At 64.6% G+C, this 17,212-nt stretch carries 17 protein-coding genes; 8 read left to right on the top strand and 9 right to left on the bottom strand.

The genetic code is table 11. The features are described 5' to 3' along the window. Positions 1 to 14 precede the first annotated feature (14 nt). The 3 genes from QRQ56_RS08665 to QRQ56_RS08655 form a co-directional block, all read right to left on the bottom strand. Entirely contained in the window at positions 15 to 2,204 is a 2,190-nt protein-coding gene (locus QRQ56_RS08665; protein WP_438740117.1) for an RNA degradosome polyphosphate kinase, read from the bottom strand. A gap of 157 nt (positions 2,205 to 2,361) precedes the next feature. Continuing rightward, positions 2,362 to 3,039: a chromosomal replication initiator DnaA gene (locus QRQ56_RS08660; protein WP_438740116.1), complete on the bottom strand. Its 678-nt coding sequence runs from the start codon at positions 3,037 to 3,039 to the stop codon at positions 2,362 to 2,364. Between the two features lie 92 nt (positions 3,040 to 3,131). Further along, a complete protein-coding gene (locus tag QRQ56_RS08655) occupies positions 3,132 to 3,674 on the bottom strand; it encodes a CDP-alcohol phosphatidyltransferase family protein (RefSeq protein WP_438739119.1) in 543 nt (180 codons plus the stop codon). A 157-nt stretch (positions 3,675 to 3,831) separates the two neighbouring features. On the opposite strand from QRQ56_RS08655, the gene purM reads away from it, so the two are divergent. Together purM and purN are read left to right on the top strand one after the other, a co-directional pair. After that, the gene (gene purM / locus QRQ56_RS08650; RefSeq protein WP_438739118.1) at positions 3,832 to 4,905 is read left to right on the top strand and encodes a phosphoribosylformylglycinamidine cyclo-ligase; all 1,074 of its coding nucleotides are present in this window, start codon (positions 3,832 to 3,834) and stop codon (positions 4,903 to 4,905) included. Between the two features lie 11 nt (positions 4,906 to 4,916). After that, positions 4,917 to 5,573 (top strand): phosphoribosylglycinamide formyltransferase, encoded by a 657-nt coding sequence (gene purN / locus QRQ56_RS08645; RefSeq protein ID WP_438739117.1) that lies wholly within the window; start codon positions 4,917 to 4,919, stop codon positions 5,571 to 5,573. A gap of 90 nt (positions 5,574 to 5,663) precedes the next feature. Here purN and QRQ56_RS08640 read toward each other — a convergent pair whose 3' ends face one another. After that, complete coding sequence (locus QRQ56_RS08640; protein WP_007591938.1) at positions 5,664 to 5,870, bottom strand: cold-shock protein; 207 nt, start codon at positions 5,868 to 5,870, stop codon at positions 5,664 to 5,666. 376 nt (positions 5,871 to 6,246) lie between these two features. On the opposite strand from QRQ56_RS08640, the gene QRQ56_RS08635 reads away from it, so the two are divergent. Continuing rightward, entirely contained in the window at positions 6,247 to 7,380 is a 1,134-nt protein-coding gene (locus QRQ56_RS08635; RefSeq protein WP_438739116.1) for an autotransporter outer membrane beta-barrel domain-containing protein, read from the top strand. Positions 7,381 to 7,429: 49 nt separating this feature from the next. On the opposite strand, the gene QRQ56_RS08630 is transcribed toward QRQ56_RS08635, so the two are convergent. Beyond that, positions 7,430 to 8,470: a LysR family transcriptional regulator gene (locus QRQ56_RS08630; RefSeq protein ID WP_438739115.1), complete on the bottom strand. Its 1,041-nt coding sequence runs from the start codon at positions 8,468 to 8,470 to the stop codon at positions 7,430 to 7,432. Positions 8,471 to 8,541: 71 nt separating this feature from the next. Between QRQ56_RS08630 and QRQ56_RS08625 the strand changes: the two genes are divergently transcribed. The 5 genes from QRQ56_RS08625 to QRQ56_RS08605 all read left to right on the top strand — a co-directional run bounded on the left by QRQ56_RS08625 (position 8,542) and on the right by QRQ56_RS08605 (position 12,112). Next, positions 8,542 to 9,159 carry a hypothetical protein gene (locus QRQ56_RS08625; RefSeq protein ID WP_438739114.1) on the top strand — a complete coding sequence of 206 codons (618 nt, stop codon included), beginning with the start codon at positions 8,542 to 8,544 and terminating at the stop codon, positions 9,157 to 9,159. Beyond that, on the top strand, positions 9,146 to 9,766 hold the full coding sequence (locus QRQ56_RS08620; RefSeq protein WP_438739113.1) for a GNAT family N-acetyltransferase: 621 nt from the start codon (positions 9,146 to 9,148) through the stop codon (positions 9,764 to 9,766). The genes QRQ56_RS08625 and QRQ56_RS08620 overlap by 14 nt, the downstream gene beginning before the upstream one ends. Positions 9,767 to 9,791: 25 nt before the next feature. Beyond that, positions 9,792 to 10,355: an isochorismatase family protein gene (locus QRQ56_RS08615; protein WP_438739112.1), complete on the top strand. Its 564-nt coding sequence runs from the start codon at positions 9,792 to 9,794 to the stop codon at positions 10,353 to 10,355. Between the two features lie 31 nt (positions 10,356 to 10,386). Continuing rightward, on the top strand, positions 10,387 to 10,557 hold the full coding sequence (locus tag QRQ56_RS08610) for a hypothetical protein (protein ID WP_438739111.1): 171 nt from the start codon (positions 10,387 to 10,389) through the stop codon (positions 10,555 to 10,557). Positions 10,558 to 10,729: 172 nt separating this feature from the next. Then, entirely contained in the window at positions 10,730 to 12,112 is a 1,383-nt protein-coding gene (locus QRQ56_RS08605; protein ID WP_438739110.1) for an aspartate aminotransferase family protein, read from the top strand. Positions 12,113 to 12,450: 338 nt separating this feature from the next. Here the strand turns inward: QRQ56_RS08605 and rnd are convergent, their stop codons facing one another. From rnd to QRQ56_RS08585, 4 genes are all read right to left on the bottom strand, one after another. Next, complete coding sequence (rnd, locus tag QRQ56_RS08600; RefSeq protein ID WP_438739109.1) at positions 12,451 to 13,599, bottom strand: ribonuclease D; 1,149 nt, start codon at positions 13,597 to 13,599, stop codon at positions 12,451 to 12,453. Positions 13,600 to 14,048: 449 nt separating this feature from the next. Then, the gene (locus QRQ56_RS08595; RefSeq protein ID WP_438739108.1) at positions 14,049 to 15,383 is read right to left on the bottom strand and encodes an ABC transporter substrate-binding protein; all 1,335 of its coding nucleotides are present in this window, start codon (positions 15,381 to 15,383) and stop codon (positions 14,049 to 14,051) included. 11 nt (positions 15,384 to 15,394) lie between these two features. After that, a complete protein-coding gene (locus QRQ56_RS08590; protein ID WP_438739107.1) occupies positions 15,395 to 16,264 on the bottom strand; it encodes a carbohydrate ABC transporter permease in 870 nt (289 codons plus the stop codon). Further along, positions 16,261 to 17,211 (bottom strand): carbohydrate ABC transporter permease, encoded by a 951-nt coding sequence (locus QRQ56_RS08585; protein ID WP_438739106.1) that lies wholly within the window; start codon positions 17,209 to 17,211, stop codon positions 16,261 to 16,263. The genes QRQ56_RS08590 and QRQ56_RS08585 overlap by 4 nt, the downstream gene beginning before the upstream one ends. Position 17,212: the final 1 nt, after the last annotated feature.

The raw sequence follows: 17,212 nt of genomic DNA, 5'->3' as shown, positions 1-17,212 counted from the left end.
TCGAACATCCCTGATCAGGATTGATGGCGTTCGTTCCGGCGCGTGAGACGACGCGGCGAGGATTCCTTGAGCGACTTTCCACGGCCAGACAGACTCGGATTTGTCATGAAGTAGTTGTGCACGTTGAAAGGCTCCTCGCCCTTCGCGGTCTTCATACGCGTTGAAGACCCGTCCGGCAACAATTGCCAGCTCTGCTCATTGTCCTTCAGGTTCGCGACCATGATCTGTTCGAGAACCTGCTGATGCACCGTGGGATTTTGCAGCGGACACAGCACCTCGACGCGGCGGTCGAGGTTGCGCGGCATCATGTCGGCGGAGGAGATATACACAGCCGCCTTGGCGCTCGGCAGGCCCTGGCCCATGCCGAAGCAGTAGATTCGGCCGTGTTCCAGGAAGCGCCCGATGATCGACTTGACGCGGATGTTCTCCGACAATCCGGGAATTCCCGGACGGAGGCAGCAGATACCGCGCACCACGAGCTCGACCTGCACGCCGGCCTGCGAGGCCTCGTAGAGCGCGTCGATGATGTCGGGGTCGACCAGCGCGTTCATCTTCATCCAGACCGCGCCGTGCCGGCCGTGCCGCGCATGTGCGGTCTCGCCCTGGATATGCTCGATGATGCGCTTGCGTAGCGTCAGCGGCGACACCGCCATCTTCTCCAGATCGCTCGGCGCGGCATAGCCGGTGATGAAGTTGAACACGCGCGCGGCGTCGCGGCCGATGGTCGGATCCGAGGTGAAATAAGAGAGGTCGGTGTAGATGCGCGCGGTGACCGGATGATAGTTGCCGGTGCCGGTATGGACGTAAGTGGTGAGGCTGCCGCCCTCGCGGCGCACCACCATCGAGAGCTTGGCATGCGTCTTCAGCTCGAGGAAGCCGTAGACGACCTGCACGCCGGCGCGTTCGAGATCGCGCGCCCAGCGGATGTTGGCTTCCTCGTCGAAGCGCGCCTTCAGCTCGATCAGCGCGGTGACGGTCTTGCCGGCCTCGGCGGCCTCGGCGAGCGCGCGCACGATCGGAGAGTTGTTGGAGGTGCGGTAGAGCGTCTGCTTGATCGCGACGACATCGGGGTCGCGCGTGGCCTGCTGCAGAAACTGCACCACGACGTCGAAGGATTCGTAGGGGTGATGAACGACGAGATCCTTCTGCCGGATCGCGGCAAAGATGTCGCCGCCATGCTCGCGCACGCGCTCGGGGTGGCGCGGCACGTATGGCGTGAATTCGAGATCGGGGCGGTCGAGGCGGGTGAGCTGCGAGAGCTCGTTCATCGCCTGCACGCCGTCGACCAGGAACACCTCGTCGTCGGCGGCCGAGAGCGCGTGCTGCACGAAGCTGCGGAGCTGGTCCGGCATCTTGGCGTCGATCTCGAGCCGGATCACCGACCCGCGGCGGCGGCGCTTCAGCGCCGTTTCGAACAGGCGAACGAGGTCTTCCGCCTCTTCCTCGATTTCGAGCTCGGAGTCGCGGATGATCCGGAAGGCGCCCTGACCGTGCACATTGTAGCCGGGGAACAGGCGGTTGATGAACAGCGCGGTAGCCTGCTCCAACGAGATCAGGCGAACGATGCCCTCGGCCGGCAGCCGGATGAAGCGGTCGATCTTGCCGGGCATTCGGATCAGCGCGTTCATCTGCTTGCCGTCGGCGGCGCGCGTGAGCTGGAGCGCGATGGTGAAGCCGAGGCTCGGAATGAACGGGAAGGGGTGGGCGGGGTCGATCGCGAGCGGCGTTAAAAGCGGGAACACGTTGTGGAGGAAGTAATCCTCGATCCAGTTCCGTTCCGCCTTGGTGACGTCCTTGCCGTCGACCAGCACGATGCCGACATCGGCGAGCGTGGCGCGCAGGTCGCGCCAGATCGCCTGCTGGTCCGAGGCGAGCTGGATGACGGTGCGGTTGATCAGCGCGAGCTGCTCGGACGGGGTCAGGCCGTCGGGGCTGCGCTCGGCAATGCCCTCGCGCACCTGGGCCTTGATGCCGGCGACGCGGACCATGAAGAATTCGTCGAGGTTGTTGGCCGAAATCGACAGGAATCGCACCCGCTCCAGCACGGGATGGCTGGGATTGACCGCTTCCTCCAGGACGCGGCGGTTGAAATGCAGCCAGGAGAGCTCGCGATTGATGAACCTTTCAGGGCTCGATGCGATCGCCGGCTGGCCCTCGGTCTCCGGGGCTTTTTCTTTAGTTTCAACAGCTTGCGCAGAGTCCATCAGAAGTCGGTCCATCCTGTCTCGCCTCACTTTGCGACTTAAGCGCAAAACCTGCGGGAGCATGTGTTAGAGCGATGACGTTTCGATGACATTGATGTTCCGCCGCTGCGCCGCGTCAAGCGGACTTCGTGGAAGGCCCAAGGGCGGGCCGGGCGGCTCAGGCGTCGCGGAGCAGCTCGGCGGCCAGCGCCCGCGTGACGGGACGTCCGAGCCGCAGGGCCTCGCTGTCGAGCAGTTCTACGGCCTGGCGGGCCGCGGCGGACGATCGCTCCAGGCGGGTGGCGAGGTAACCAACCACGCTCTCGTCCACGGTGAGCTGGCGGTCGGCGCAGAATTTGACGATCAGGCCGCGGAACAGCTGGTCGTCGGGAGGCTGCAAGGCAACCACCGGCACGGCGCGCAGGCGCGAGCGCAGGTCGCGAAGCTCGATCTCCAGCGCGGCCGGGACTTCGCGGCCGGTGAACAGGACATAGGCGCTGTCCTCGCGGGCGAGGTTCATCAGGTGGAAGAGGGCGCGTTCGTCGAAATCCCCGGCCTTGAGATCCTCGACCACCAGCGCCCCGGTGGCGAGCGCGCCCGGGACGTCCGTCGCGGTCAGGGCATTGGCGGCGGTCGAGCGGGCGCCCGAGGCCTCGGCCCAGATCGCGGCGAGGTGGCTCTTGCCGCTGCCTTCCGGGCCGGCCAGCCACATGATCCGGTTCGGCCATTCCGGCCAGCGCTCGACCAGGTCGAGGCCCGCCGCGTTGGCGGGGCCTTCGAGGAAGTTGTCCCGGCTGAGGCTCTCCGCGTGCGGAAGCGAGAACGCCAATTGTCGGGGATGGACGCGGCCTGCCACGCTTGGTTTGCTCCAGCCGGCGTGCCGGCCCGTTTGAAGAGAATTCGACTTGATCGGGCGGGAGTTGGCCTTTTGCGAGGCCGCATTCCCTCTCATTTGGCCTCGATCGTACTCATGTGCCGCAGCCACTCGACGAGGTAGAGCGACACCGAGGAGAGCGTGAAGACCGTGACGAGGCCCATCAGGATGATATCATAAGGGGCCGGCTTGAAGCCGAAGGCAAGCGCCGCCAGCACCAAGGCCGCGAACGCCACCTGTGCAACGGTGTTGAGCTTGGACACTTTCGACGGTTTCATCTCGACGGGCCGGTCGAACAGCCAGGATACGATCACGGCGGCGACGATCATGATGTCGCGCGAGACCACCAGGATCACGATCCAGCGCGGGATCGCACCCCAGATGCCCAGCGACATGTAGATCGAGACCAGCAGGGCCTTGTCCGCGAGGGGATCGAGCAGGGCGCCAAGCTCGCTCGTCATGTTGAAGCGCTTGGCCAGGAAGCCGTCCACGGCGTCGCTGACACCGGCGATCAGGAAGACGGCGAAAGCGACCTCCATTTGGCTCGATACGATGGCCCAGACGATGATCGGGACCAGCATGATGCGGCCCAGGGTAATGATATTCGGAATACTCACGAAAGCGCTTCCCGGCACCCGGTCTGACCTCGAATCCGGCCCCTCGGGAGGCTGAACCGGTTGATATCTCTACATAGTATATGGCGGTGCGCCATGCGAGCCATTGCGCGTCCCCGGAATTCGACGTAACCAGCCGCAAACCCACTGGAAATCGGGCATGACCGACCGCAAAAACGGCCTCACATACGCCGATTCAGGCGTCGATATCGACGCGGGCAACCGCCTGGTCGATCTGATCAAGCCGATGGTGCGCGCCACCGCGCGGCCCGGCGCCGACGCCGAGATCGGCGGCTTTGGCGGATTGTTCGACCTCAAGGCTGCCGGCTTCAAGGACCCTGTCCTGGTTGCCGCGACCGACGGGGTCGGCACCAAGGTCAAGATCGCGATCGAGACCGGCCTGCATGGCGGGATCGGCATCGACCTCGTCGCCATGAGCGTCAACGACCTCGTGGTGCAGGGCGCCGAACCGCTGTTCTTCCTAGACTATTTCGCCTGCGGCAAGCTCGACCCCGAGGCCACCGCCTCGATCGTCGCGGGCGTCGCGGAAGGCTGCCGTGAATCCGGCTGCGCCCTGATCGGCGGCGAGACCGCCGAGATGCCGGGCCTGTACAAGGACGGCGATTACGACCTCGGCGGCTTTGCCGTCGGTGCGGCCGAGCGGGGCACGTTGCTGCCGCGCAAGGACATCGCGGCGGGCGATGCCGTGATCGGTCTCGCATCGTCGGGCGTGCACTCCAACGGCTTCTCGCTGGTCCGCAAGATCGTGGAGCAATCAGGTCTCGGCTTCGAAGCGCAGGCGCCGTTTGCACCCGTCATGACGCTTGGCGGAGCGCTGCTGACGCCGACGAAGCTCTATGTGAAATCCTGTCTGCGCGCGATCCGCGAGACCGGCGCGGTGAAGGGCCTTGCCCACATCACCGGCGGCGGCTTCACCGACAACATTCCGCGCGTGCTGCCGCAGGGCCTCGGCGTCGGCATTGATCTGGCGCGTCTGCCGGTGCTGCCGGTGTTCAAATGGCTGGCCGCGCAGGCGGGCATTGCCGAGCTTGAGATGCTGCGCACCTTCAACTGCGGCATCGGCATGATCGCGATCGTCGAGCCCGACAAGGTCGAGCAGGTCATGCAGGTGTTCACCGATGCGGGCGAGACCGTGGCGCAGCTCGGCACGGTGATCCCGGCCGATGGCGAGCACCGCGTCGTCTACAACGGTCATCTCGACATGGCGTTGTGATGGCTGGCGCCATGACGAAGCGCCGCGTCGCCATCCTGATCTCCGGCCGCGGTTCCAACATGTCCGCGCTGATCAGGGCCGCTGCCGCCGCGGATTTCCCGGCGGAGATCTCGCTCGTCATCTCGAACAAGGCCGATGCGATCGGGCTCGAACGGGCCAATGCGGCCGGCGTGACGACGCAGGTGATCGAGAGCAAGCCGTTCGGCAAGGACCGCGCCGGCTTCGAGAAGCTGCTGCAGGCCTCGCTCGACCAGCACGGCATCGATCTGATCTGCCTCGGCGGCTTCATGCGCCTGTTCACGGCCGAGTTCACCAGAGCCTGGTACGGGAGGATGCTCAACATCCATCCCTCGCTGCTGCCGTCATTCCCGGGCCTGGACCCGCATGGCCAGGCCTTGCGCGCCGGCGTGAAGCTGTCTGGCGCGACGGTGCACTTCGTCATCCCCGAGACCGATGCCGGCCCGATCGTGATGCAAGGCGCGGTTCCCGTGAGCGATCACGACACGGGGGAGACGCTCTCGGAGCGCATCCTCGAAGTCGAGCATCGCATTTATCCCGAAGCGCTGCGGCTGCTCGCGACCGGCAAGGTCAAGATCGAGGGCGATGTCTGCAAGACCGATGGAAGCGGGCCGTCGGAGAATTTCCTGGTCGCGCCGGTGGTGCGCTGAAGCGCAATCCTGGCGGCGCTCGCCCAAAACAAAATCCCCCGGCAGAGCCGGGGGCAACGTCACGATCTCTCGTGTGTCAGCTTTGAAAGATCAGGAGACCTTGAGGTTTTCCGCGGAAGCCTTGCCGCGGTTCTCCACGAGGTCGTATTCAACCACCTGGTTCTCGTTGAGGGTGGAAAGTCCCGCACGCTCGACGGCCGAGATGTGGACGAACACGTCCTTGTCGCTGCCGTTCGGCTTGATGAACCCATAGCCCTTGGTCGGGTTGAACCATTTGACGGTGCCCTTTTGCGGCATCGCTAGTCTCCTCCACTAGGTATAAAAAAGACGCGGCCGCTTTTTCGCGTGCCACGCCACAAACGGGCTTCCGAAGTCTGTCCGAGTCTTGAAGGTCAATGTCGCGAAACGCACAGTGAAGCGGCCAATTCCGATTGTGTCCAATATTGCAACATGAAATTCGGCCGTTAGCAAGCCGCGCTCCGATTTCAAGGCAGGATCGGGTGTCGCTGGCTGCAATTTGCGACCTGTGGCAGCGGAACCACAATCGGGGCAATAGCCTCGGCCGTAGGTCCAGGGCGGTTGACCCTCCGTGGCAGTTCGGCACAAATCGGCGCACGCGTCGCGGACTCTGTTGCATTTTTGCGCGCGGCCATTGGCTTCGGGATTCATCGTCATGCGCTGCACTTCGCAGCTCTCCGGGACACGGCAGGTGATGGCAGCGGACCGGGTTCGTCTGACGACGAATTGGGTCGCGGGCACAGTTGTGCTCGGTTTGATGGCGACGGCCGCTCCCGCTTTTGCTCAAGTCGCCCCGCCGCTGCCGCCAGCCCCGACGCCGTCGGCGTCCTCGACGAATGATGACCGGTCGGTCGGCAACAGCGCGCTCGACCTCGGCTCGAATTTCCTGGAGCGGCTCGGCAACCAGGCATCCGGCGGCGTCAACCGGGCGTTCCGCAGCAATCCCGGCGGGGGCGGGGCTTCGGCGGCCACCGAGGATCCGCGCTATCGCACCTGGTTCGAGGGCTATGGCATCTCGGTGCGGACCGGTCCGCAGGGCGACTTCGTCGGCGACAAGCGCAAGACCTTCGGCGGCGTCGCAGGCTTTGGCGCGCGCGTGGCCCCCGGCGTCAATCTCGGCTTGTCCGTCGACCAGAGCCACACCGACGTCGACGTGCCGCTGGCGCTGCAATCGGCGACGCTCGACCTGACGCAGATCGGCTTCAACGGCTCGGTCGACAAGGGACCGTGGACCTGGGCCTTTGCGGTCGTGCACGGCTTCGGCAAGGTCCGCTCCAGCCGCGACACCGGCCTTGGCTTTGCGACGGCGAGCTATCACGCCGCGATCGACGGTGCGCTGACCGAGATCAGCTATTACTGGACCAAGGACCAGATGCGGATCGTGCCGAAGGGTGCGCTGGAATATGTGCGTGCCACCAGCGCGGCGTTCCAAGAGGCCGGCGGGCTCGATCCGCTCAATGTCGGCTCGACGGCGCTCTCGCGCGCACGCATCATGGTCGGTGCCGAAATCGGCCGCTACTTCATCATCGACCAGAAGATCCTGGACCTGTCGGCCTACGGCAAGTTCGTCGACAATTTCCACCAGGATTTGGGATCGATCCGGGTCAGCCTCGGCGCCCAGAACATCGTGGTTCCCGGCATCGGCGAGAGCCGTTACGGCATGGATGCCGGCGCCTCGGCCTCGCTCAGCCTGACCAGCGTGGCGCGGCTCTACGTCAATTACGACGGCAAGTTTCGCAACGAGCTGACCTCGCACCAGGGCACGGTCGGCTTCGAATACAAATGGTGAGCTGACCTCGATCCATGTCCGATGCGATCGGAGCGGAAGCTCAGGATGTTCAGGTCGGTGTCGCCGCGACATATCCCGTCAACCCAAATCCCTCGCGCGCCGCCGTCATCATCGGCACCAGCGCGTTCGGATGGATGAACTCGTCGCGGAAGCAGGGATAGGTCTTGGGATCGAAGATCTTCTTCAGCCAGTCGACCACGATCTTGTGGCGCTCTGACGTGCGGAATTCCCTGTGATAGGTGAGCCAGAGATCGGCGTGGTGGCTGACGCCGAGATCGACGGCGATCAGGGGCGCGCCGAGCGCAATCGACACCGTCGGCAGGAAGCCGATGCCGGCGCCGCGCTCCACCGCATAGAGCACGCCGACCGAGGAATTGGTCTTGATCCCGACGATGCCGTCGAGCGACTTCAATCCGAGCACGCGGGCATAGGCGCCGTCGTCGACCTGCGGTGCGCTCTGCTTAATGATGCGATGGTTTGCCAGCTCGGCCAGCGTCGACGGCACGCCGTAGAGGCTTTCGTATTCCTTGGAGACGAAGGGATAGATGTGGAGGCGACCGAGCTTGGCGACGATCAGGTCGGGATTGGTCGGCGGCTCGAGCTGGATCGCGATGTCCGATTCAAGCCGAGCGACGTCGGCCTGCTCCATCGCACAGCGCAGATCGACGGCGATCCTGCGGTAGGTCTTCTGAAAGTCGATCAGTCGCGGCAGGATCCAGAAATTGCCGGGGCCTTCCGTCACGGCGACACGGACGGTGCCCGAGGTGTCGTTCGACGACCGCGAGGCGCGGCGGAAGACGTTGAAGGCATGGCGCTCCATATGCGCAACGTCTGCGATCATTGCCGTGCCTTCATCGCTGAGCGTGAGTCCGCTCTGGTCGCGCAGGAACAGCTTGCAGCCGATGCTCTCCTCGAGCCGGTCGATCCGGCGCATCAGGGTGGTCGAGGTGAGCCCGAGCTCCTCGGCTGCATTGCGAAAACTTTTATATTTTGCGCACGCTAAAAACAGTTTCAAATCGTCCCAGGACGCATCCAGGGCTTCTTCACGGTGCTGCGTCATCGCAGCACCCCGGTGCAATAACTGCTGCATACTCCTGATCCCCAGCCGCTAAGCTCACTGGCATAGCGGGGCACGAAAGCCTCGGACGATAGAGGCGTGACATGGGTATGGAAAGAGGCTCGTTTGCCGCAAGGCATGATTTCGATGCCTTGCCACCGAGCGCGGACGTCGATGTCCGCTGCGCGCAATTTTCCGAAATTGCCGCGCTTGCGGAAATGGCGCATCGGCTGGTGCCGGGCGTGCGGATCGGGGCCGCCGAGCTTGCGCGATATTTCGCGTTCGATTCGCAGAGCATCCTGACGTTCAGCCGCAAGGGCGATCTGGTCGGCGGCATGGCCTTCCTGTTTCTCAACGACCGCGGGCACGATGCGCTGCGGCTCGACGAGATCTGCCTCACGGCGCCCGAGGCGCGTTATCTCGCTTCCGCGAACGACGACGTCGCGGCCATCTACATCTGGGCGATCGCCGCTACGGGGCGCGGTATCGCCGGTCTCGGCAAGGCCGCGGCGCATCTTCGACAGCTAAGGTTTCGCGGCGCCGATTGCTATGCGCAGCCGTCAACGGTGGCCGGACGCGACATCATGAAGGCGACCGGCTTCGTGCCGGTGCCGAGCTTCCAGCCCGACCTCTGGTGCTACGAGCGGCCTTGGCATCGGGCACCGATGCGCATGCCGGGCGCGATCATCCAAGCTAGGAGTTTTGCAGATGCACGGTACTAGGATTCCCCTCGCCAAGCCCTGTTCCCGCGCCATCACCATCCGCCTCGCGCGCGATCCCAGCGATCTCATGCTGGTTACGGCCATTCGCTCCGCGGTCTATCTCGCCGAGCAGGATTGCCCGTTCGAGGAAGAGTTCGACGGCAACGACATGGTGGCCGCGCATTTCATCGGCTTCGTCGGCAACGAGCCCGCCGGCTGCCTGCGGGTGCGCTTCTTCGGCGATTTCGCCAAGGTGGAACGGCTCGCGGTGCGGCACCAGTACCGGCGCTCGCGCGTCTCGTTCAAGCTGGTGCAGGCGAGCGTCGACTACGTGAAGCGCAAGGGCTTTCGCAAGATCTACGGCCAGGCCCAGGACAGGCTGGTCGATTTCTGGGCCCATTTCGGCGCCAAGCCGCTCGGTCACAACAGGAAGATCACCTTCTCGGATTTTTCCTACACGGAGATGCTGCTGGAGATCGAGCCGGGTCCGGACGCGATCACGCTGGACAGCGATCCCTATGTGATCATCCGGCCCGAGGGCGATTGGGACCGGCCGGGCGTGCTCGACGCCTCGGCGGGGCGGGCGGTGACTTCACCGCTGCGGGACCTCGCGCTCGCCGACAGCTGAAATTGGTGCAGTTCGGCGCAAGACAATGCTGGCTTCCATTCACGACGATCCGCCGATCCTGATCTGCGCGGATCTCCAGGTCGAATATCTGACCCCTGGGCGCCGCCACGTCATCCGCGATGGCGACGCTGCCACCGCACGTTGCCTGGAACTGCTGACGTTGTGGCGCGGCAATCTGTGGCCGGTGATGCATCTGAAGCGCATCGCGCAGGCGGCCTGGTTCAATCCGGCATCCAGGCTGACCGATTGGATCGCGGAAGCCAAGCCGCGGCCGGGCGAGATGACGTTCGAGCACCCGCTGCCGTCCGCCTACAGCTCCTCGCGGTTTGTGGACTACATGTCCAATATCCGCAATGTGCGCTGTATTCTCGTCGGTTTTTCCCTGGACGAGACCATCCTGGCGACCGCCGTCGACGGGTTTCATCGCAGCCATCGCTACCAGATGGTCGCGGACGCCGTGGCCTGCCGGCAACCCGGCACGGGAGATGCCGCCGCTTATAAGCTTGCGGTAGTGAATGTCGTTGCGAATTTTGCTACAATCCTCCCCAGCGCCGAACTGATCAAAACCAGCGGTGCCGTTGCGGTGTAGGCCGCCGCAACCGGCGGATGGGGTTAAGAGATTGTCACGGGGAGACGAGCTCAAGGAGCTGGCGAGCGACCTGTCGCATGCCGCCGACATGGCGCGCAGGCTCGGTCTGCCGACGACGGTCTATCTGCTCTCGATGGCGCTGGTGGAGGTGAGGGAAGCCGCTGCCGGCCACGACGACGGGCATGACGACGATGCGGCGTGAAAGCTGCCTCGTGCGTCGTGCCGTCATGTGCGGCTTTGTGCAACGCTGCTGAGCGCTTGCTGCCGACGAATTGACGTTGCAAGTTCTCCGCTGTCGCAATAGCCAAGATACTTGATCATCGAGTGATGACGCCGGCTGTGCCTGCGACGTGACGTTTTCAAGGATCCTAGCAATGTCCATGCTGCCCAATTCGCAAGAAGCCCGCGATGTGGCCTACCAGCTGCATTCGTACACCAATGCGCGCGCCCACCAGCAGGCCGGTCCGCTCGTGATCGAGCGCGGCGAGGGGCCTTACGTGTTCGACGCGTCGGGCAAGCGCTATTTCGAGGCGATGGCGGGCCTGTGGAGCGTCGGGCTCGGCTTCAACGAGAAGCGGCTGGTCGAGGCCGCGCACAAGCAGATGCTGGCGCTGCCGTTCTACCACACTTTCTCCGCCAAATCGCACGGGCCCTCGATCGACCTCGCCGAGAAGCTGGTCGCGCTCGCGCCCGTGCCGATGAGCAAGGTGTTCTTCACCAACTCAGGCTCGGAAGCCAACGACACCGTCCTCAAGCTGATCGCCTATCGTTCGAACTCGCTCGGCCAACCCCAGCGCAAGAAGATCATCAGCCGGATGCGCGCCTATCACGGCGTCACCATCGCCTCGGCGAGCCTCACGGGCCTGCCGAACAACCACCGCTCGTTTGACCTGCCGCTGCCGAACATCCTGCACACGGGCTCGCCACATTTCTACAAGGACGGCGCGCCCGGCGAGAGCGAGGAGGCGTTCGCGACGCGCCGGGCCGAGGAGCTCGACGCGCTGATCCAGAAGGAAGGCCCCGACACGATCGCGGCGTTCTTCGGCGAGCCGGTGATGGGGGCAGGCGGCGTCATCGTGCCGCCGGCGACCTATTGGGACAAGATCCAGGCCGTCCTGAAGAAGTATGACATCCTGCTGGTCGCCGACGAGGTGATCTGCGGCTTCGGCCGCACCGGCAAGATGTTCGGCTGCGAGACCTACGGCATCAAGCCCGACGTGCTCGTGGTCTCCAAGCAGATCACCTCGAGCTATTTCCCGTTCTCGGCGATCATCATGAACGACCGCATGTTCGAGCCGATCGCGGACGAGAGCAACAAGATCGGCGTGCTCGGCCACGGCTTCACCGCCGGCGGCCACCCCGTGGGCTCGGCGATCGCGCTCGAGAACCTCAAGATCATCGAGGAGCGCGGCCTGGTCGCGCACGCGGCCGAGCTAGGCGCTTACATGCAGGGCAAACTGCGTGAGCTCACCAGCCATCCGCTGGTCGGCGAGGTCCGCGGCGTCGGCATGATCGCGGCGATCGAGCTCGTGCTCGACAAGGGCCGCAAGACCGCCGCGGCGACGCCGGGCGCCGTCGGCGGCATGGCCAGCCGCATGCTGCAGGAACGCGGCGTGATCTCGCGCAACATGCTGGACGCCATTGCCATCTGCCCGCCGCTGATTGTCACCAAGGCGCAGATCGACGAACTGGTCGCCGCGATCTCGGGCGTGCTCAATGACATGAAGCCTGAAGTGGCGAAGCTGACGCCGGCGTAAGGGCTGGCTGCTCTCCTCGTCATTGCGAGGAGCCCTTGCGACGAAGCAATCCAGACTGCATCTGCGGAAAGATTCTGGATTGCTTCGCTGCGCTCGCAATGACGATGTGGAAGCAGCGAGCCCCCAATTCATCGCCGTCACCCCCGCGCAACCGCGAAGCGGTTGTTGCTGGAGGTGGCCGCGAAGCGGCCCTCGAAGGGCGACGGCCCGGCTCTTGCGGAGGGGGGGCAGCGGGGGCGTGCATCCTTCGAGGCTCCTGGCGCGATGCTTTGCATCGCGCCACTCGCACCTCAGGATGACGGGTAACAGTTCTCGCGCTGGTAGATCGCAGCGGCCGCCTAAGCCCGCTGCACCCCGATCACGCGGCCTTTCTCGACCGCCAAGGCCAGCTCGCCGCGCTTGAGCTTCAAGGCGGCATCACCGAACAGCTCGCGGCGCCAGCCGCGCAGGGCGGGGACGTCGGCCTCGTCGTTGGCCGCGATCTCCTCGAGATCGTCCACGGTTGCGATCACCTTGCTGGCGACCGCATGCTTCTCCGCGGTCATGCGCAGCAGCACCTTCAACAGCTCGACGATGGCGGCGCCGTTGTTGTTGTTGCGCGGCTTCTCCAGCTTCGGCAGCGTCGTTAAATCCCGCGCCAGCCCGCGCTGGACCGCGGCGACGATGTCGGCGCCCCATTTCGACTTCTCGAAGCCCTTCGGCACCGAGCGCAGATTGGCGAGCTTCTCGATGGTGTTCGGCGCGTGGGTGGCGATGTCGCTGACGGCCTCGTCGCGCAGCACGCGGCCGCGCGGCACGTCACGGCTCTGCGCCTCCTGCTCGCGCCAGGCGGCGACCTCCATGAGCACGGCGAGGTCCTTCGGCTTGCGCACGCGCGTCTTCAGCCGCTCCCAGGCCCGCTCGGGATGGAAGTCGTAGGTCCTCGGCGAGGTCAGGACCTCCATCTCGATGGAGACCCATTCGCTGCGGCGGCGCTTCTTCAGGTCGGCATCGAGCGCGGCGAAGACGTCGCGCAGATGCGTGACGTCGGACACCGCGTAATGCATCTGCTCCTTGGTCAGCGGCCGGCGCGACCAGTCGGTGAAGCGGTGGGTCTTGTCCGGGCGGTGGCCGGCAACCTTCTCGACCAGGGCGTCATAGGCGATGCTGTCGCCGTAGCCGAGCACCATCGCGGCGACCTGGGTGTCGAACACCGGGTGCGGGATGATGTTGGCCTGGTGCCAGATGATCTCGATGTCCTGGCGCGCGGCGTGAAAGACCTTCAGCACGCTCTCGTTGGCCATCAACGCGAAGAACGGCTTGAGGTCGATCCCTGCGGCCAGGGTGTCGACGACGATGGCTTCCTCGGCGCTGGCCATCTGCACCACGCACAGCAGCGGGTAGTAGGTGGTCTCGCGCAGGAACTCGGTATCGACGGTTATGACGGGGTGCTTGGCCAGCCGGCTGCAGGCAGCCGCGAGGTCAGCGGTGGTGGTAATTAAATCCATGAACGACCCATGACACTTGCCATCAGCCGTTCTGCCGAAAGCGCTGTGATGTCAAGGGGCTCGATGCGAATTCGAGCCTTGCATTCGGTCCGGAATCGCTTTTTCCGACGAAATTCCTATTCGTAGCGGACCCGGTGCGAGGATTTGCGGCCGCAGGGCAGCGCCACCACGACCACGCACATGCCGACCAGCGCCAGCCCCAGGAACTCGAAAACCAACAGATCCACGGCGAAATCTCCAGAAACATAGGTAGATTTGTCGGGGGTGCGTTGAGGGTCTGTTAATTGCGATGGTTACCGGCGGGAGGCCGGGCCGGATGGTGGACGGGGGGTTAATGGCTCCATTCGCCAAGTCGTCATGGCCGGGCTTGTCCCGGCCATCCACGTTCTTTTCACGCGCGTGCAAGCTCGTGGATGCCCGGGAAGCCCGGGCATGACGAGGTCGTTCGTTTACGGCAGCTTCAGCGACGTCTCCGCGTTGTACGGCTTGAGCGTCTCGTCGGCGGCCCTCTGGGCGGCGACGAGGGCTTCCTTCGGCTGCTTCTTGCCGTTGAGGACCAGCATCACCTCGTCCTCGAGGGTCTTGCGCACCGGCACGGTCTTGTAGGTCGCGAACCAGGGCTTGGCGACGTCGAGCTGCTCGACGGCGGTCTTGGCGTCCGGGTTCTTGTTGAGGAAGTCGACCATGTCGGGCGTCTTGTAGGCCGCCATGTTGGGCGCGAAATAGCCGGTGGCGCGGCTCCACCAGGCGCTCTTCTCGGGCGAGGTCATCCACTTGATCAGCGTCCAGGCCGCCTTCTGCTTCTCGGTTTCGAGGCCGGCCGGAATGATCAGCGAGGCGCCGCCGATCGGCACGGCGTTGCGGACGTTGCGCGGGATGAAGGCGACCTTGTAGGCGAACTTGGCGTTGTCGCGCACGTAAGTGAGCGAGCCGGTCGAGAGCATCATCATCGCGGCATTGCCGGAGATGAAGGAGGTGCTGACGGCGGGGCCAGGGGTGGCGCCGGGAGCGTGGACCTTGTGCTTGTAGACGAGGTCGTTCCACCAGGTCAGTGCGCCCAGCATCGAGGGCGTGTCGTAATAGACCTCGCCGCCGAACTCCTCGTTGTAGTAGCGCCCGCCATTGGTCATGGTGAGCGTTTCCATCATCCAGCCGCAATAGTCGTAGGCGCAGGGGATCGCGATGCCCCATTGGGTCACCTTGTCGCCCTCGCGCTTGGTGAGCTTCTTGGCCCAGTCGGTGAGCTCGGCCCATGTCTGCGGCGGCTTGCTCGGGTCGAGGCCGGCTTCCTTGGCCTTGTCGGCGTTGATGTAGAGCAGCGGCGTCGAATTGTGGAACGGCACGCCGTAGACCGAGCGGTTGATCACCGCGTTGCCTTGCAGGGCCGGGAAGAACTGACCAAGGAATTGCTCCTTGGTGGTGCCGTCGGCCTTGATCAGCGCATCGAGATTGGTGAGCTCGTTCTCGATCTGCATGTCGAGCAGGAAGTTCGCCGACATGATCACGGCGGACGGCGGCTTGCCGGCCTTGATCGCTGCGCGCGTCTTGATCAGCGTATCGTCATAGGAGCCGGTGTAGACGGCGGTCGCCTTGACGTCGGGGTGACCTTCGTTGAACTCCTTGATCAGGGTGCCCATGTCGCGGGCGAGCTTGCCGTCCACGGGCACGGGAAAGAACAGATCGATCTCGGTCGGGCCTTCGCCGGCGAGCGCCGGGAAGGCGAGGGCGCTTGCCAGAGTACCGGCCATAGCAAGGCCGAGCGTGAGCCTGCGGGAGAACAGCATCGGAAAATCTCCTATTTGATGCCTGAGGTGACGAAAGAGCTGATGAAGCGCTTCTGGAAGATCAGGAAGGTGACGAGCAGCGGGCCGATCACCATCAGCGTGCCGGCGGCGATGGTGCCCCAGGCCTGCGTGCCCTCGGCGGTCTTGGTGAACACCGACAGGCCGACTGTGAGCGGCCGCTTGTCCGGCGAGTTGATCACCATCAGCGGCCACAGGAAGTCGTTCCAGTGGCTGGTCACCGAGATGATGGTGAAGGCCGAGAAGCTCGGCATCGACAGCGGCACGTAGATGTGGCGGATGCGCTGGATGAGGCTGGCGCCGTCGATCAGGGCGGCATCTTCCAGCTCGGTCGGAATGGCCTCGAACGCCTGGCGCATCAGGAAGGTGCCGAAGGCGGAAGCGAAGAACGGCATCATCACGCCGGCGAGGGTGTCGTAGAGGCCGAGCTGTGCCACCAGCGACAGGTTCGGCACGATCAGCAGCACCGGCACCAGCATCAACTGCATCAGGAACAGATAGAAGATCGGCGTCTTGCCGACAAAGTCGAGGCGCGCGAAGGCAAAGCCCGCCAGCGTGATCGTGACGAACTGCACCAGCAATATGCCGGCGCAGATGATCGTGGTGTTGAGCGTGTAGCGCGGGAAATCGCCGATATCCCAGGCATCCCTGATGTTGTCGAGCGTAGGCTTCAGGCTCGGCATCAGCTCGGCCATAGCGTTGATGCCGTCGGAGGCCGGGCGCAGCGTCGCGACGACCATCCACAGAAACGGGATGAGCCAGACGGTCGCGAGCAGCAAGGTCAGCAGGAAGCCGAGCTTGGGCGTGATCTCGCGCCTCGTGGCGAGCGGAGCATCCCCGTAGAACCTGTCGATCAGCTTCATGGCCCGCCCTCGCGGTTCGCCATGGTGCGGAAGGAGAGTGCGGTCAGCCCCATCAGCGCGGCGAGCGTCAGCAGCGTCGCGGCCGAGGCCTTACCGACGTCGTAATGCTCGACCGCCTGCTGGTAGATGTAGAACAGCACGAGATTGGTCGAATTGGACGGGCCGCCCTGGGTCATGACGAAGACGTGGTCGACCTGCGTCACCGCGTTGAGGATCGCGATCACGGTCACGAACAGGAAGGTGGGCTTGAGCTCGGGCAGGATGATGTGGCGCAGGCGCATGTAGGGTCCGGCGCCGTCGAGATGCGCGGCCTCCATCACGTCCTCGGGCACGGCCTGCAGGCCGGCGAGGAAGAACAGCATGTAATAGCCGGCGTTCTTCCAGATCGTGATGATCATGATCGCGTAAAGCGCGATATCGGGGTCGCCGAGCCAGTTCGGCAGCACCGGAAGCAGGCGGCCGATATAATGGTCGAGCAGGCCGACATTGGGCAGGAAGATGAACATGAACAGCGCGGAGGCCGCGACCATCGGGATCAGCACCGGCAGGAACAACGCGGCGCGCAGCGCGCTGCTGACGGCGTGGGTGCGCGACAGGGCGAGTGCGAACAACAGTGCAAGTGCGATGCTGGGGATCGTGGTGCCGACGGCGTAGATGAGATTGTTGACGACCGCGCCGGCGAAGGCGGGGTCGACCAGTACCGCGCCGATATTGTCGAGGCCGACGAAACGGACCGGCGCCTTCGGGGTGGCGCGCTGGTAGAGCGCATCGACGAGCACGCGGCCCATCGCGCCGTAGGTGAACAGCGCGAGGAAGACCAGCGAGGGCAGCAGCAGCAGATAGGCGGGCAGCGAGGCCTTGAGGCGCGCCGCGAAGCGCTGCAGGACATCGAGACGCGGCGCCGCCGAGGTCGCGACCGGGAGAGCCGCGGGTTCAGCAAGGCTCATC

The organism is Bradyrhizobium sp. U531 (genome assembly GCF_051710265.1).
Classification (GTDB): domain Bacteria; phylum Pseudomonadota; class Alphaproteobacteria; order Rhizobiales; family Xanthobacteraceae; genus Bradyrhizobium.
This window is presented reverse-complemented; position numbering and strand designations above follow the sequence as displayed.